The 16,308-nt window shown below is 66.9% G+C and carries 11 protein-coding genes; 7 read left to right on the top strand and 4 right to left on the bottom strand.

Annotated elements, in window-relative coordinates:
- Positions 1 to 4 precede the first annotated feature (4 nt).
- The 4 genes from xylB to HMP09_RS15630 form a co-directional block, all read right to left on the bottom strand.
- Positions 5 to 1,450, bottom strand: a complete 1,446-nt coding sequence (xylB, locus tag HMP09_RS15615) for a xylulokinase (RefSeq protein WP_176501121.1) — start codon at positions 1,448 to 1,450, stop codon at positions 5 to 7.
- The gene (locus HMP09_RS15620) at positions 1,450 to 2,586 is read right to left on the bottom strand and encodes a glycoside hydrolase family 43 protein (protein ID WP_176501122.1); all 1,137 of its coding nucleotides are present in this window, start codon (positions 2,584 to 2,586) and stop codon (positions 1,450 to 1,452) included. Before HMP09_RS15620 ends, xylB begins: the two co-directional genes overlap by 1 nt.
- A gap of 160 nt (positions 2,587 to 2,746) precedes the next feature.
- Complete coding sequence (locus tag HMP09_RS15625) at positions 2,747 to 4,390, bottom strand: glycoside hydrolase family 43 protein (RefSeq protein WP_443026424.1); 1,644 nt, start codon at positions 4,388 to 4,390, stop codon at positions 2,747 to 2,749.
- 8 nt (positions 4,391 to 4,398) lie between these two features.
- Complete coding sequence (locus HMP09_RS15630; RefSeq protein WP_176501124.1) at positions 4,399 to 6,960, bottom strand: glycoside hydrolase family 9 protein; 2,562 nt, start codon at positions 6,958 to 6,960, stop codon at positions 4,399 to 4,401.
- Between the two features lie 217 nt (positions 6,961 to 7,177).
- On the opposite strand from HMP09_RS15630, the gene HMP09_RS15635 reads away from it, so the two are divergent.
- The 7 genes from HMP09_RS15635 to HMP09_RS15665 all read left to right on the top strand — a co-directional run bounded on the left by HMP09_RS15635 (position 7,178) and on the right by HMP09_RS15665 (position 16,266).
- A complete protein-coding gene (locus tag HMP09_RS15635; protein ID WP_176501125.1) occupies positions 7,178 to 8,833 on the top strand; it encodes a carboxylesterase/lipase family protein in 1,656 nt (551 codons plus the stop codon).
- Positions 8,834 to 8,867: 34 nt separating this feature from the next.
- Positions 8,868 to 9,788 (top strand): alpha/beta hydrolase, encoded by a 921-nt coding sequence (locus HMP09_RS15640; protein ID WP_232090373.1) that lies wholly within the window; start codon positions 8,868 to 8,870, stop codon positions 9,786 to 9,788.
- 22 nt (positions 9,789 to 9,810) lie between these two features.
- Positions 9,811 to 10,524, top strand: a complete 714-nt coding sequence (locus HMP09_RS15645) for an acetylxylan esterase (protein WP_176501127.1) — start codon at positions 9,811 to 9,813, stop codon at positions 10,522 to 10,524.
- Positions 10,525 to 10,537: 13 nt separating this feature from the next.
- A complete protein-coding gene (locus HMP09_RS15650) occupies positions 10,538 to 11,989 on the top strand; it encodes a family 43 glycosylhydrolase (protein WP_197942438.1) in 1,452 nt (483 codons plus the stop codon).
- A gap of 188 nt (positions 11,990 to 12,177) precedes the next feature.
- Positions 12,178 to 13,716, top strand: coding sequence for an alpha-N-arabinofuranosidase (locus HMP09_RS15655; protein ID WP_176501821.1), 1,539 nt, complete (start codon positions 12,178 to 12,180; stop codon positions 13,714 to 13,716).
- Positions 13,717 to 13,720: 4 nt separating this feature from the next.
- The gene (locus HMP09_RS15660) at positions 13,721 to 16,072 is read left to right on the top strand and encodes a glycoside hydrolase family 95 protein (protein WP_232090375.1); all 2,352 of its coding nucleotides are present in this window, start codon (positions 13,721 to 13,723) and stop codon (positions 16,070 to 16,072) included.
- Positions 16,069 to 16,266 carry a hypothetical protein gene (locus HMP09_RS15665; protein WP_176501129.1) on the top strand — a complete coding sequence of 66 codons (198 nt, stop codon included), beginning with the start codon at positions 16,069 to 16,071 and terminating at the stop codon, positions 16,264 to 16,266. Before HMP09_RS15660 ends, HMP09_RS15665 begins: the two co-directional genes overlap by 4 nt.
- Positions 16,267 to 16,308: the final 42 nt, after the last annotated feature.

Genomic DNA, 16,308 nt, shown 5'->3' on the forward strand with positions numbered 1-16,308 from the left:
ATTCCTACGATTTTGGAGTGATGCGGGAATAGGCTTGGCGAAACGCGGCCTTCTTTTCGGCGAGTGCCGAGACGAGGGCAGGGTCGGGGACGATGCTGTGCGAGACGGGGGGCGCGACGCAGATGTCGGCGGGGTCGCCACCATCGACGGCGAGCTGGGCCAGCCGTGCGGCGCCCAGCGCAGGGCCGACTTCGCCGCCTTGAAGGTAGACGAGTTCCACCTCCATCGCCGCTGCGATCACCTCGCCCCAATAGCGCGATCGCGCGCCGCCGCCGATCACCGCGAGCCGCTCGACGACGGTGCCCGCCTCGCGCAGCACGTCGAGCCCGTCGGCCAGCGCGAACGCCACGCCTTCGAGCACCGCCTGCGACAGGCGGCCAGCATCGGTATCGTTGTCGAGATGCAGGAACGCGCCGCGAACCTCCGGGTCGTTGTGCGGCGTGCGCTCGCCCGAGAGATAGGGGAGGAATATCTCCGGGCCACTGGCGGGGCCGGCGGCCTCGGCGCGTGCGAACAGGTCCGCGGCCCCCGTCGCGCCGGTGATCCGTGCGACCCAGTCGATGCACGACGCGGCCGACAGGTGCACCGACATCTGGTGCCACATGCCAGGCAGCGCATGGCAGAAGGCGTGGACCGCGCGCGCCGGATTGGGGCGAAAGTCGTCGGTTGCGACGAAGATCACGCCGGACGTGCCGAGCGACAGCAGCGCGTCGCCGTCCTTGACCACACCGACACCGACCGCGCCCGCGGCATTGTCGCTGCCGCCTGCCGCGACCGGGACCTGCGGCATGCCCCAGAGCTCGGCCACCTCGGCGGTGAGCGTGCCGGTGATCTCCGATCCCTCGAACAGGGCCGGCATCTGCGCCTGCGTCAATCCGCACGCAGCGAGTATCTCGTCGCTCCAGCAGCGGCCACCGACGTCGAGCCACAAGGTGCCGGCACTGTCCGACAGGTCCGATGCCTTGTCGCCGGTCATCAGCAGCCGGACATAGTCCTTGGGCAGCAGCACGGTGGCGATCTTCGCGAAGACATCTGGCTCATGCTCGCGCACCCAGAGCAGCTTCGGCGCGGTGAAGCCGGGCATCGCGATGTTGCCCGCGATCGTGCGGAGATCGGGAACGGCGCGCTCCAGGGCCAGGCATTCGGCGAAGCAGCGACCGTCGTTCCACAGGATCGCCGGGCGGAGCGGACGGTCATCGGCGTCGAGCAACGTCGCGCCGTGCATCTGGCCGGCGAGTCCGACGCCGCGCACGGAGCGGCGGACGCCCGGGTCGATCGCCTGCACCGCGGCGGTGGTCGCCTGCCACCACGCATCCGGATCCTGTTCGGACCAGAGCGGGTGCGGCCGCTGCACGGTCAGCGCGGCGGTACCCTGGCCGACCACGCTGCCGTGCGTGTCGAGCACCACGGCCTTGACACCCGAGGTGCCGATATCGATTCCGAGGAACATCAGTTGACGAACGGATCGATGGTCGGGATCGAGCCGTCGGGTGCGAACTTCAGTTCGGTCACCTTGACGTTGCGCAGGTGGTTCTTGTTGCTGAGCTGCGTATCCGCATAGAACAGCCACCATTTGTTGTTCCACTCGATGATCGAATGGTGGCTCGTCCAGCCCTGTACCGGCTTCAGGATATGGCCCTTGTAGGTGAACGGACCGTACGGGTTGTCGCCGATCGCATAGTTGAGGAAGTGCGTGTCGCCGGTCGAGTAGGTGTAGTAATATTTGCCGCCGCGCTGGAAGACCCAGGACGCCTCGAAGAAGCGCTTCTCATGATCACCACCGAGGACGGGCTTGCCGGCCTCGTCGAGGATCTGGACGTCGCGCGGCGTCTCGGCAAAGCTCTTCATGTCGGGGTTGAGCTTGGCGATCTTGCCCGACAGCGCGGGCTGGTCGTCCTTACCCAGATCGGTGTCCGAGCCGTTGGCGTCGAACTTGCCGTCCTTCCAGCGCTGCAGCTGGCCGCCCCAGATCCCGCCGAAATACATGTAGCTCGCGCCGGTCGCGTCGGTGAATACCGCCGGATCCATCGAGAAGCTGCCGGCGATCGGCTTGGGATCGGCCTTGAACGGGCCGGTCGGGCTTTTCGACGTGGCGACGCCGATCCGGAACGTGCCGAGGCCGTTCTTGTCGAGCATCTTGTCGCGGACCGGGAAGTACAGGAAATACGTCCCGTTCTTGTAGGCGGCATCGGGCGCCCACATCTGCTTTGACGCCCAGGGCACGTCCTTCACGTCGAGCGCGACGCCATTGACCTTCACCGGGCCGCCAATGCGGTCCATGCTCAGGACGCGGTAGTCGCGCATCGCATATTGATTGCCGAGATCGTCGTCGCCGATGCCAGCGTCGATGTCATGGCTCGGATAGACGTAGATCTTGCCGTTGAAGACATGCGCCGACGGATCGGCAGTGTAGATGCTGGTGACGAGCGGCTGCGACAGATAGGGCTTGCCGTCGGGGCTACGCGGTTCCTTGCCGGCGGACGCGGTTTTTGCTGGGGCGTTGGTGCCGCTGGTCTGGGCGAGGGCGATCGTCCCCGTTGCTGCAAATGCGGCAATGACGAGCGTAGGCGCGAGGCTGAAACGCATCGGTCCGTGGTCCTTCCTAATGTTCACCATCTGCTGTGGTGTCGAGCTTCGATGTGTTTGGGTAGCGCTACCGCACGAAACGTGTCAATACTTAGCACGTGGGTCGGACGACTGTCGACACGACCTGAATCGCATGCCGTGTTGACTACGTGCGCGTGGCTCACTTCAGCCATGCGTAGGGACCGACCAGCGTGCCGACGAAACCGCCCGCGGTCTTGGTGCTGAGGAAGCGGGCATCGACGTCGCGCGCCAGCGTTCGCTTGCCGCCGGCACCACCATAGTCGAACGCCATCGTGCCGCCGTTCGCACGGATCGTCAGCGTGATCGGGCCTGCACCCATGACGGGAGCCGAGCCGACCAACCGCTCCGTGCCCTTGTCGTTGGTGTAGAGCGCGACGACGGACTTGCCGGCGATCCGTGTGATCCCGAAGAACAGGTAATTCGCGTCGCTCTGCATCGCGACCAGGCCGGCGCGATCGCCATCGGTGTCAGGCGCGAATCGGACCGTCGTGGCCATCGTCGCGATGTGATGTTGCTGCCGGCGTCCGACGAACGACGGCACGCGCGACAGATCGCCGATGCGTCCGCCGCGGTCGAGGATCAGGTCGCCGTGATCGAGCCGGTAGAAGGGGGCCTTGGGCGTGCGTACGCCGACCCATTGCATCGCCAGCGTGCTGCCATCGAAGCTGTCGACATAGCGAAAGTCGCCGCTCGTCGGGATGTCGCTCGGCGGGCTTGCGGGCAGCTTGGGCTTGGTGCCGACGAAGGGAACCGGTTGTCCCTTCGGCAGGATGATCGGCCAGCCGTTCTTCCATGTTACCGGTAACAGAAACGTCTCGCGGCCGATGTTGTAAGAGTCGCCCTCATACGGGCGCACGCCGAGGAAGGTCGCGTACCAGTCGCCGTTCTGCGTCTCGACGAGCTTGGCATGGCCGGTCGAGGTGACCGGATTGGCGCGCGCAGGGTCGAGATCGCGCTGCGTCAGGATCGGATTGCCCGCGAACGGGACGTAGGGCCCGCGGAGTGACGTCGACCGTAGCGCGACTTGAGAATGGTTGACGCTGGTGCCGCCCTCGGCTGCGGTCAGGTAATAATAGCCGTCCTTGCGGAAGATGTGCGGGCCCTCGATCCAGACCGGCTTCTTGGCGATGTCGACGCCGCCATTGATCAGCTGCGTGCTGTCGCCGACCATTTTCCCTGCGCGCCAGTCATATTCCTGGATCCAGATCGCGCGGTGGCCGTCGTAGCGCGGCGGCTCGGCAGGGGCGCGGTTGTTGAGGATATAGGCCTTGTCGCCTTCCCAGTAGATCGACGGGTCGATGCCTTCGAACGGCAGCCATGTCGGGTTCGACCAGGGTCCCGCCGGGTCCTTGGCGGTGATGACGAAATTGCCTCTGCACGCGACGCACGTGTTGACGATGTAGAAGACGCCGTCGTGATACGAGATGTCGGGGGCGAACACCGCCTCCGACGTGCGCATGCCGGTGAAGTCGAGCTGCTCCGGCCGGTCGATCGCGTTGCCGATCTGCGTCCAGTTCACCAGGTCCTTCGAACGGAAGATCGGCAAGCCCGGGTAATGCGCGAACGAGGACAGGACGAGGTAATAGTCATCGCCGACGCGCGTCACCGACGGATCGGGATAATAGCCCGACAGGATCGGGTTGCGATACTGGCCGGGGCCGACGGTGACCTTCTCCTGCGTATGGCCGTCATAGCTGAAGCTGCTGAACCGCGGCGCGTCGCTCGCGAACGCGGGCGTCCCAAGACCGAGACCGGCGAGCAGTGCGAGCGACGGGCGTTTCATGGCGGGTCTCATCGGGTTGCGCTCGCCGTCTGGGTCGGCTTGGATCCGGCAGCGGCGGCAAGCTCCTGCGCGGCTTGCGCGAGTTCGATCCACATCGCGCCTTCGGGAATGACATATTCGTTCTCGCCCCAGAAGAACGGCCAGTCCTCATGGTTCTCGGGAAAGTCCGGCTTGATGACCAGCACGCCTGGTACCACGCCGCCGGCGATGAACGAGAAGTCGGCGCGGTTGTTGCCATAGGCGACTTCCTTCGAGACGGTGCCGACGGCGGAGACGAACGACACATCGGACGCGGGGTGGTTGCCGACCAGGAACTCGAGCCCGCGGAACACTGCGTCGGCGGGCATGATCTCCGGGAACGCCTTGTGCAGCGCGTAGGCGTTCATCGCCGTGCCAAGCACGGTGCCGCTGCCTGCCCAGCCGCCGGTGGTGATCGGCACGCCGAACGGATTGGCCTTGGCGGCCGTATCGGCGGAGGCGGCATAGGCGCGCACCGCGGGGATCATCGCCGCGCGATAGGCTGGCGGCATGAACGGGATCGCCGCCACCGCATCGCGCAGCGTGAAGGCGAACGTCTTTTCCATCGCCGGCCACAGCGACTGGACCGCCGCAGCGTAGCGCGGATCGCGCGTCGTACGCAGCAGTTCGACGGCGGCGGAAAAGCGCTCGGCATCGAGTGGCCCGCCGGTGGTGTTGCCATGCTGGTACATATCGGGCGCATGCGACTGTTCCTCTGCCCAGGTTCGCGTCGCGATCCCGAGCGCTTTCTTCGCCAGCGCCGGATCGACCTCGGCGAGCGCGCGCGATGCGGCGGCGAGCCCTGCGATCGAGCCATAGTTCAGCGCGGAGGCCTTGGTCGTGAATGCCCAGCGATCGTCGGGCGTCCCGCTGCGGCCGCCCTTTTCCTCACCGAGCTTCAGCGCGGGATCGTAGACCAGCCCGTCGGTCTTGGTCGAGGCATCGCCGAGATGCGTGTATTGCGCGACGTCGGGTTCGACGATGCCGTGGATCGCATGGCCGACCGCGTCGAACTGCGCGACGAGTTGCAGCGTGCCGTGGCGGATCTGCTGGACCAGATCGGGCGTGCCGTCGGGGACGTGGATCTCGGTCTTGCGGCGCGTCCAGTCGATCGCGGTCGTATCGCGCATCGGGTGCCAGCGCTCCCAGCTGTCGACCAGCGAGCGGATCACCTGATATTGCGATTGGGTGCGGATGTCATAGTCGCCCGCGTCGAACCAGCCGCCGACCGCGAGGCCGGGGATATGCTCGCCCGACTTGAACCGCGTGTCGGTGGTCGGGCCCTGCGCGTAGAGATCGATATGCTCGTGGTCGGTCGGTGCCTGCCGCGCATCGTCGCGGTGCGCGTCGCCATGCCAGACGCGGTAGCCCTCATTGACGAACATATGGTCCATCGCGACCGGGAAATAGACGTCGAGCGTCGGGTGCCAGGCGCCGGCATAGGCGTCGGCGGCGATGCGGAACGGCGCGGTACGCGTGCTGCCATAGTCGAGCACATAGGTGCCGGGTTGGCGGACCGCGCTGAAATCGAGTTGCAGATAGCTGTAGCGCAGATAGTCGCCCCAGCGCTTGGCGGGCGTGGTCGGCACGGGCGTCATGCTGCCATCCTCGCCGACGCGGAGCAGGCGCGCGGGCAGCATGCGGCGATCGTTGCGATCGAGTTCGATCGTCGCGACCTTGCGCGCGTCGGGCGTATAGCCGAGCTGCGAATGCGCGATTACGGGGTCGCGCAGCCAGCCCGGTACGCTGTTCGGCTGGATCGTCCATTCGAGCACAGTGCCGGTGCGCCCGGCCGGGAGCAGCGAGCGGAGGACGAACCAGCCATTCTGTGCCTGGTTGCGCCCGTCGAACAACTGTACTTCCGCGGTCGATCGGATCGTCACGCGGCGAGCCGGGTCCTCGGGCGCGAGGACGAAGCGGCTGCCCTTGGCGATCGCGGTCGGCTCGGCGCCGGGCCCTTCCGTGCGACCGCTCGCCGCGTTGCGTTGCGGCGTCCGGATCATCGCGTCGGCGGGATAGACCGGGAATGCGCCGCTGACCCCGTCCGCCATATAGCTATGGTGGAAATAGGCGGCGGGGAGGAATTCGAGGTTGAACCCGGCGTTGCCCGCAAGTGCGGCCGGCACGGGTTGGTCGAGGATCACCGAGACGGCGACCGCGCCGCCGCGCTTTTCCGAGCGGACGCGGTAGCGCCATTTATAGTCGGGATATTCGAGTGTGACCGTGATCGCGCCGGTCGCGGCGTCGATCTTCCGGTCGACCAGGCGCCCGATCGCGTCCCATTGGCCGGGCGTTGACGACAGGCGGACGTCGCCATTGGTGGCGATCCGTTCGCCCTGCTGGATGATCTCGACGCCGCTGATCTTCGAATCGGCGAACAGGCCGTCATACCAATTGGAAAACACGAGGACGTTGGCGGCCGGCGCCTCATAGTAACCGGCGGCGTTGAGCGTCAGGTCGGTCGACGCCGCGCGTGGGCTTGTCTGAGCGGTCGCGGGCGCGGTGCTCGCCAGCAGGGTCGCGATCAGGCAGAATGCGGATTTGGCCGCCATGGTTTTTCCTCTCCGGTATCGTCATGCGGCGTTGGATTCGCCCGCTATTCGCTCGACTATAGCGCTAACAATCGCAGACGCCACCCGCTGTCGCCTTTGCCATATGGACAGGGTAGCGGTATCACCCTAATACTCATACAAGGTTGCAAAGGGCACGCGACGGTTTCGGTTTCGGGACGTCGGAGAATGCCAGCACGCAATCGACAGGGAGAAGAGGATGACCGGGCCAACCGTCGATCGTCGTCGTGCGATGTTTGCATCGATCGCCACCGGGGCAGGGCTGATGCTGCCCGCCATCGGTCGCGCGCAGCCTGCGCCCGGATCGTCCGCTTCGCGCGCCGGCAGTTGCTCGACGCCACAATCGGCGATCGCGCGGACGCAATACGGGCCGGTTCGCGGCTATGTCTCGGACGGCGTCTACACCTTCAAGGGCGTGCCTTACGGCGCGGACACCGGCGGCGAGAATCGCTGGCTGCCTGCCAAGCCGCCAAAGCGCTGGACCGAGACTCGCGACACGCTGTCCTATGGCGCGAACTGCCCGCAGACGCTGCATGATTTCAGCGCGGTCGAGCATACGTTCCTCCAGCAATGGACCGACGGGTTCGTCGGCGAGGACATGCTCAAGCTGAACGTCTGGACGCCGTCGCTCTCGGGCAAGCGGCCGGTGATGGTGTATTTCCACGGCGGCGGGTTCGCGTTCGGATCGTCGTACGAACTCGCGTCGCACGACGGTGCGCAGATGGCGCGGCATCATGACGTGGTGCAGGTGTCGATCAACCACCGGCTGAACGTGCTCGGGTTCCTCGACCTGACCGAAGTCGGCGGCGCGGCGTATAAGGAGTCGGTCAACGTCAGCATGACCGATTGCGTCGCGGCGTTGCGCTGGGTGCAGGAGAACATCGCGCGGTTTGGCGGCGATCCCGACACGGTGATGATCTACGGCCAGTCGGGCGGCGGGTCGAAGGTGACGACGTTGCTCGGCATGGCGACCGGCAAGGGCCTGATCCACCGCGCGGCGGTGCAATCGGGCGGGGGCGGGTCGCTGCCGACCGCCGAACAGTCGCGCGAGTTCTCGCGGCGCGTGCTGCGCGAATTGAGTATCGGACCGAAGGATCTGGGCGCGCTGCAGCGGATCGCCTGGAAGCCGCTGTTCGAGGCGGGCAACAAGGTCGCGACCGAGATCAACGGACCGCGCGGGCCGATGGGGCCTTCGCTGACCCCGCGCGTGGGCTGGAACCCGACGCTCGACGGCAAGGTGATCGACGTCCGCTCCTACTCCGAAATAGCGCCCGAGGTGTCGCGCGACGTACCCGTGATGATCGGCAACGTTAGCGAGGAGGGCATGCGCTGGGGCTATAACCCGAGCGAGACGCAGTGGCGAACCGATCTCACGACGCAGATGGGTGGCGACAAGGCGGGGCGGCTGATCGCGGCGATGAAACAGGCGCACCCCGAAAAGGCCGTGCGGACGTTGGCGTACGGCGTGCAGGGCCTGCAGAACCGCAACCGCGTGCAGGACATGGTGCGGCTGAAACACGCGCAGCGCGGCGCGCCGGTGTACCAATATCTGTTCCAGTGGCAGTCGCCGCAACTCGGCGGCGTCGCCGGCGCGTGGCACACCGCCGATCTCGCCTTCTGCTTCGACAACACCGCGCTCTGCGACCAGGGCACCGGCAACTCGGCCGAAGCGCAGCGCGTCGCACGGACCATGTCGACGGCGTGGGCGAACTTCGCGCGGACCGGCAATCCGAGCCAGCCGGGCTTCAGCTGGACGCCGACCGATCCGCAGCGCTGCCAGACGATGGTGTTCGATGCCACGAGCCGCATGGTCGACGATCCCGAGGCGGCCGCGCGGCGCATCCTGCTGTCGTGAGCGTGGTGTGACGGACGATTTGATGGAGAAGACAATGCGTTGGGCGATCGGATGCGGACTATTTGCCGGCGCGCTGGCACTGGCGACACCGGTCATGGCGCAGGACGCGCGGATGACCGTGACGGCGACTCCGGCCGAGCCGAGCGCGATCCCGCTCAACACCGGCGGGGTGAAGGGGCAGGCCGCACCCGAGGCGTGGTTCAGCCAGTACGGGGTCGCGATGACGCGCAACGTCACGACTGCGACGCTGACGCCGTTCCTGCCCGATCCGGCCAAGGCGACGGGGGCGGCGGTGATCGTCGCGCCGGGCGGCGGCTTCCTGATGCTGTCGATGGAGAATGAGGGCTGGCGCGTGGCCAAGGCGCTCGCCGACCGGGGGATCGCGGCGTTCGTGCTGAAATACCGGTTGAAGCCGACCCCGGCGGACATGGGCGGGTTCGAGCGATCGGTCACGGCGATGTTCGCCGGTGCCGCGCAGCCGCAGCGACGGATGAGCCCGGACGAGGCGATCGCCGGGCTCGGCGATCAGATCGCGGACGCGCGCGCTGCGGTCGCCATGGTGCGGGCGCGCGCAACCGAGTGGAAGATCGACCCTGCCCGCGTCGGGATGGTCGGCTTCTCGGCAGGGGCGATGACGACGATGGCGACCACGCTGGCAGCCCCCGACACGCATCTGGCCTTCATCGCGCCGATCTACGGATCGATGGAGGCGGTGAGCGTGCCAGCCGACGCGCCGCCGCTGTTCGCGGTGCTCGCCGCCAATGACCCGCTGTTCGCCAACAAGGGATTCGGCCTGATCGAGTCCTGGCAGAAGGCGGGCAAGCCGGTCGAGTTCCACCTTTACCAGGCGGGCGGGCACGGCTTCGGGCTCGGCAAGACGGGCACCACCAGCACCGGCTGGTTCGAGGATTTCATGCACTGGCTCGACGCCAACGGCATGCTCGTACGGCGATGACACCATGGCAGGGGAGACGGATATGACACGCTTTACGAGAGTTCGGGCGATCGGGCTGCGCGCCGCGCCGCTGCTGGCGCTAGCGGCGCTGGCCGGAATGTCGTCCGGCGCGAACGGGCAGGACACGGCGACGGGACTCGCGCCGTATTTCCAGCCGGTGACGCAACGCGCCACCACGCCGGATAGCGACGGTTTCCTGCGTCGCTGGCTGCTGCTCGAGCCGATCGACAAGCCCAACCGGAGCAATGCGGGGTTCACCGCCACCTATGTCCGCCAGGCGCTGACCACGCAGTATTTTCCCGGCCAGTTCGGCGCCGTCCCGCGCGACGGGCAGAGCGTGACGGCGGCACGATCGCTGCGCTGGCATGCGCTCGATTCCAGCGCGTTCGACGTGAAGCTGTTCAGCTTCGCCAAGGGCCTCGGCAAGCCGACCTACGGCGTCATCTTCTGGGCGGTGACGATCGTCGACAGCCCGCGCGAGATGCGTGACGTGCGGCTGGCGGTCGGGTCGAACTCGGCGTCGATCTGGTGGCTGAACGGCAAGGAGACGGTCGGGCTGTTCAACGATCGCCGCATGGTGATGGACGACGTGCTGTCGGACCGCGTGACCCTGCGCAAGGGCCGCAACATCCTGCGCGGCGCGGTGATCAACGGCCCCGGGCTGAGCGCCTTCTGCGTGCGCTTCGTCGACGAGACCGGCCGACCGATCACCGACCTCAAGACCGATGTTCGCTAGCATGGAGCCTCTCATGACACGTCTTGCCGCCGCTGCTCTCGGGCTGTCCGTGATCCTCGCCGCCGGTGCGTCGCCTGCCATCGCGCAGTTGCAGGGCGAGACCTTCATCCACGATCCGTCGACGGTGACCGAGTCGGACGGCAAATTCTACACGTTCGGCACGCGTGGCGGTGGTCTTGTTTCCGACGATGGTTGGACCTGGCGCAGCGGGCCCGAGCGTCCCGGCGGCGGCGTCGCGCCCGACGTCGTCAAGATCGGGGACCGGTATTACGTCGCCTATGCGGTCGGCGGTGGCGGGATGTCCGGCGGGCATGCGAGCCAGGTCAAGATCATGTGGACGCTGTCGCTCGATCCGAAATCGCCGCGGTTCAAATATCACGACGTCGGCGTGGTCGCGTCGAGCGACGGGGTGGAGACCGCCGACGCGATCGACCCCGCATTCCTCTACGTCGATGGCCGTCTATGGCTGACCTACGGCACCTATTTCGGGCCGATCCGCATCATCGAACTCGATCCCAGGACCGGCCTGCGCATCGCCGGCAACCAGCCGGTCGATGTGGCCATCGACATGGAAGCCACCGCAATGATGCACCGCGACGGCTGGTATTACCTGCTCGGCACGCACGGGACGTGCTGCGACGGGCCCAATTCGACCTACCATATCCGCGTCGGCCGATCGCGCAGCCCGCTCGGGCCGTATGTCGATCACATGGGGACGCCGTTGCTCCGCGGTGGCGGCAAGCTGGTCGTCAGCGCACGCGGTCGCACCATCGGCCCCGGCCATTTCGGGCTGATCGAGCTGGACGGCGGCGTCGAGAAATTCTCGATGCATTACGAGGCGGACATGGATCGCAGCGGCCGCAGCGTACTGGGGATCGAGCCGCTCCGCTGGACCGACGGCTGGCCGGTCGCTGGCGAGAACGTCGTGGCCGGCACCTATGAGGTCGCCTCCGAAAGGAGCGGCTACGCGCTCGGCCTCGCGACCGATGTCGTAAGGATCGCGTTCGACCCGCGCCGCAGCTTCATGGCCAAGCCCACCGACCCGGTCAGTCCGATCCCGGACCAGACATTGGCGCAGGATTCGGCGGGCTGGCCGCAGGGTCGCATCCGCGTCGACCTCGCCGACTATATGAACCGCCCGCATCAATTGTGGACGATCGCGCCCGCGGCGGGGGCCGGCGGGTATTTCGGTGCACCCTATTACACGATCACCATCGCCGGGACCGCGCGGGTGCTCGCGGCGACGCGGCAAGGCGAGGTCGAGACGGTGCCCGCGTTTACGGGCGCGACCGAACAGTTGTGGCGAATCGACCAGCTCACCGACGGCACCTACCGGATCATGCCGAAGTCCGTGGCCGGTGGTCGCGCAAACTCGGCCCTCGTAGCGATCGGCGCCAGCACGCCGACGCTCGCCCGTTTCGATCCGGCTAGCCCCGCCGGGCGCTGGACCTTCAAGCGACCGTAGCCGATCTCCGGCCGACGTTGACGCTGGCCGAGATTGAACTACTCCTACAAGTATCGAAAAGATGGGGCTGCGTCATGGCGGTCGAAAGGGAGAGTATGGACCTGTTCACGCAACGCACTTCACAGTCGGGTTCCGGCCAGGCGCGCGGGCGCACGCGCGCGTTCGTGGCACTGACGTTAGCGCCGCTGATGCTGGCGGGGGCTGGCTTCGTGACGTCGGCGGCGGCGCAGGATGCGGCGGCACCGACGGTGACGGCGACGTTGCAGGCGGACAAGCCGGGTGCGGTCGTCCACCGCGACGTGTTCGGGCAGTTCGCCGAGCATCTCGGCCACGGCATCTATGGCGGGATCTGGGTCGGCAAGAGCTCGCGTATCCCCAATGACGGCGGCTATCGTCGCGACGTGCTCGATGCGCTGAAGGCCATTAACGTGCCAATGGTGCGCTGGCCCGGCGGGTGCTTTGCGGACGAATATCATTGGCGCGACGGGATCGGCGCGACCAAGAGCCGCCCGACCAAGGTCAACACCAACTGGGGTGGCGTGAACGAGGACAATGCGTTTGGCACGCACGAATATTTCGGGTTGATGGACCGTCTCGGCGCGAGCACCTACGTCTCCGCCAATGTCGGCAGCGCACCGCCTGCCGAGACCACGCAGTGGGTCGAGTACATGACCGCCGCGCAGGGCACGACCGTGCTGGCGAAGGAGCGCGAGCGCAACGGCCATGCTGAACCGTGGAAGATCCAGTATCTCGGCATCGGCAACGAGCTATGGGGCTGCGGCGGCAACATGCGCGCCGAATATGCCGCCGACCTGACCAACCGCTACGCGCAGTTCGCCAAGTCCGCGAACGGCACGATGCTCAAGATCGCCAGCGGCCCGAGCGACTCGAACTACGAGTGGACCGAGGCGATGATGCGGATCGCCGGCAAGAATATCGATGGTTTGGCGCTGCACTATTATACGCGGCCGCGAAACAAGGACTGGAAGGATAAGGGCGCAGCGATCGGCTTCCCAGAGCGCGAATGGGCGAGCACCATGTCGCACACGCTGGAGATGGAGGAATTCATCACCAAGCATTCGGCGATCATGGACAAATATGATCCGGCCAAGCGCGTGATGCTCGCGGTCGACGAATGGGGCACGTGGTACGATCCGACACCGGGCAGCAATCCCGGTTTCCTCGAGCAGCAGAATTCGCTGCGCGACGCGGTGGTCGCCGGGCTCAACCTCAACATCTTCGCGCATCATGCCGACCGTGTCCGGATGGCGGCGATCGCGCAGATGGTGAACGTGTTGCAGGCCATGCTGCTGACCGACGGCGCGAAGATGGTGAAGACGCCGACCTATTGGGTGTTCGACTTGTACAAGCCGTGGCAGGGTGCGACGTCGTTGCCGATCCAGGTGACCTCACCCTGGTATCACAAGGACGAGGTGGCGGTGCCTGCGGTCAGCGCGTCGGCGGTGCGCGACACGGCGGGGCAGGTGCATGTTGCGCTGGTCAATCTCGATCCGAACCGCGCGATGCCGGTTTCGGTATCGCTCGCCGGGTTGCAGGCGACGCAGGCAAGCGGTCGGATCATCACCGGCGCTGCGATGGACGCGCATAACAGCTTCGACGCGCCGAACACGGTGACGCCGCAGCCGTTCGCGGGCGCGCAGGTGACGGGCGGTACTCTGACGCTCACGGTACCGGCGAAGTCGGTGCTGGTGCTCGACCTGCGCTGATCGGGTGACGACCATCGAACCCACGCGTCGTGACATGCTGGAAGGGGCAGCGGCGGTCGCCGTCGCTGCCCTTGCCGGATCGGCGACGGTGCCCGCCTGGGCGGCGGCAACTGTCGATGGTCCACGGCTCTGGTATCGGCAGCCGGCGGTCGCCTGGACTGAGGCCTTGCCGGTTGGCAATGGCCGGCTGGGCGCGATGGTGTTCGGCGGGACCGCCAGCGAGCGGTTGCAGCTGAACGAGGACACGCTGTGGACCGGGGGGCCGTATGATCCGGTCAACCCGGCAGCGCACGCGGCGCTGCCCGAGGTGCGGCGGTTGATCGACGCAGGCAAGTTTGCCGAGGCACAGGCGCTCGCCAATGCGCAGGTCATGGGACTACCCAAGACGCAGATGGCGTATCAGCCGGTCGGCGATGTGCTGCTGGAAATGCCGGGCGTGTCGGGGGCGGTCGGCGACTATGTCCGGCAACTCGATCTCGACGTGGCGGTTGCGACGACGAGCTTCACGATGGGTGGCACGCGGTTTCGGCGCGACGTGTTCGCGTCGCCGGGGGATCAGGTGATCGTGGTGCATTTGGTCGGCGATCGGCCGTTCGACCTGCTGGTGGGACTCCAGTCGCCGCAGCTTGGCGCCAGCGTCTCGATCGACGGTGCAACGGTGACGCTGGCCGGCCATAATGGCGAGCGGGCGGGGATTGCGGGACGGTTGCGCTTTGCGGCGCGCGCGCGGGTTTCGACGGTGGGCGGTGTCGTCTCGAAGGACGGCGGCCGGGTTCGCGTCACGGGGGCACGTGCGGTCACGGTGCTGGTGGCGATGGCGACCAGCTATCGCCGGTTCGATGATGTGAGCGGAAACCCTGAAGCCGCGACGCTCGCCACGCTCGATCGTGCCAGTCGGCGCGGCGTCGAGCGGATCCGTGCCGAGACGAGCGCTGCGCACCGTGCGCTGTTCCGTCGCGTGACGCTCGATCTCGGGCGTACGGCCGCGGCGGAGAAGCCGACCGACGAGCGGGTCCGCGCCAATCGGGCCGGCGACGATCCGGCACTGGCGACGTTGTATTTCGATTATGGCCGCTACCTGCTGATCGCGTCGTCGCGACCGGGGACGCAGCCGGCGAACCTGCAGGGTATCTGGAACGACGCGATCAAGCCGCCTTGGGAATCCAAATACACCGTCAATATCAACACCGAGATGAATTACTGGCCGGCGGAGGTGACCGCGCTGGCCGAGTGCACCGCGCCACTGGTGCAGATGGTGCGCGAACTGGCCCTCACTGGGACTCGCACCGCGCGGAAAATGTACGGCGCGCGGGGCTGGGTGTGCCATCACAATACCGATTTGTGGCGGGCGACAGCGCCGATCGATGGTGCGCAATGGGGGCTGTGGCCGACCGGTGGCGCGTGGCTGTGCACGCATTTGTGGGATCGCTACGACTATGGGCGCGACCTCGCCTATCTGCGCTCGGTCTATCCGCTGATGCGCGGGGCAGCGTTGTTCTTTCTCGACACGCTCCAGACCGATCCGGCGACCGGTGCGCTGGTGACCAATCCGTCGCTGTCGCCCGAGAACATCCACCCGGCGGGCGCGTCGATCTGCGCAGGGCCGGCTATGGACATGCAGATCCTGCGCGACCTGTTCGATCAGGTCGGGCAGGCGGCGGCCTTGCTTAAGCTTGATGCACCGTTTGCGGCGGAGGTGGCGGCGGCACGCGCCCGCCTCGCGCCCGATCACGTCGGCGCGCAGGGGCAACTTCAGGAGTGGCAACGCGACTGGGATACGGCCGCGCCAGAGCCGCATCACCGCCACGTCTCGCATCTCTACGGGCTGTTTCCGAGCGACCAGATCGATCTCGACCGGACGCCCGCGCTGGCACAGGCGGCGCGACGGTCGCTCGAACTGCGCGGCGACGAGTCGACCGGCTGGGCGACCGCGTGGCGGGCAAACCTGTGGGCGCGGCTGCGCGACGGCGATCACGCGCACCGCATCCTCGCATTCCTGTTGGGTCCGGAGCGGACGTATCCCAATCTGTTCGATGCGCATCCGCCGTTCCAGATCGATGGCAATTTCGGCGGTACGCGGGCGATCGCCGAGATGCTGATGCAGAGCCGTGGCGACGAGATCCTGGTGTTGCCCGCGCTGCCGCGCGCATGGCCGGCCGGGTCCGTGACGGGGCTGCGCGCGCGGGGGCGGTGCTCGGTCGACCTGCGCTGGCAGGGCGGCGAACTGGTCGAGGCGGTGGTGCGCGGCGAGCTGTCGGGGCGCCGTGTGATCCGGCTCGGCATGCGCCGTGTCGAGGTCGCGCTGACCCCGGGGAAAGCGGTGCGACTGCGCGGCAATGATCTCGCGGCCGCGTGACCAAGAAAACGGGGATGTCCGTGAACACGATGCTCGTCATACTTGGTACCGCGTTGGCGATGCTCTCGAGCGGTCCCGCTTCGGCGCAGGTCAAGACGCCGGGGCCGCCGCCCGTCGCCGGTGCGCGGCCGGTAACGATCGAGCGGATCACCGTCCACTCGCCCGCGATCGCGGGCAATCTCGAAGGGCTTTGATGATGTAACCGCCCCCCGACGGCATTAAAGTGGAAACGGGGG

The organism is Sphingomonas sp. HMP9, assembly GCF_013374115.1.
In the GTDB taxonomy this organism is placed as follows: Bacteria; Pseudomonadota; Alphaproteobacteria; order Sphingomonadales; family Sphingomonadaceae; genus Sphingomonas.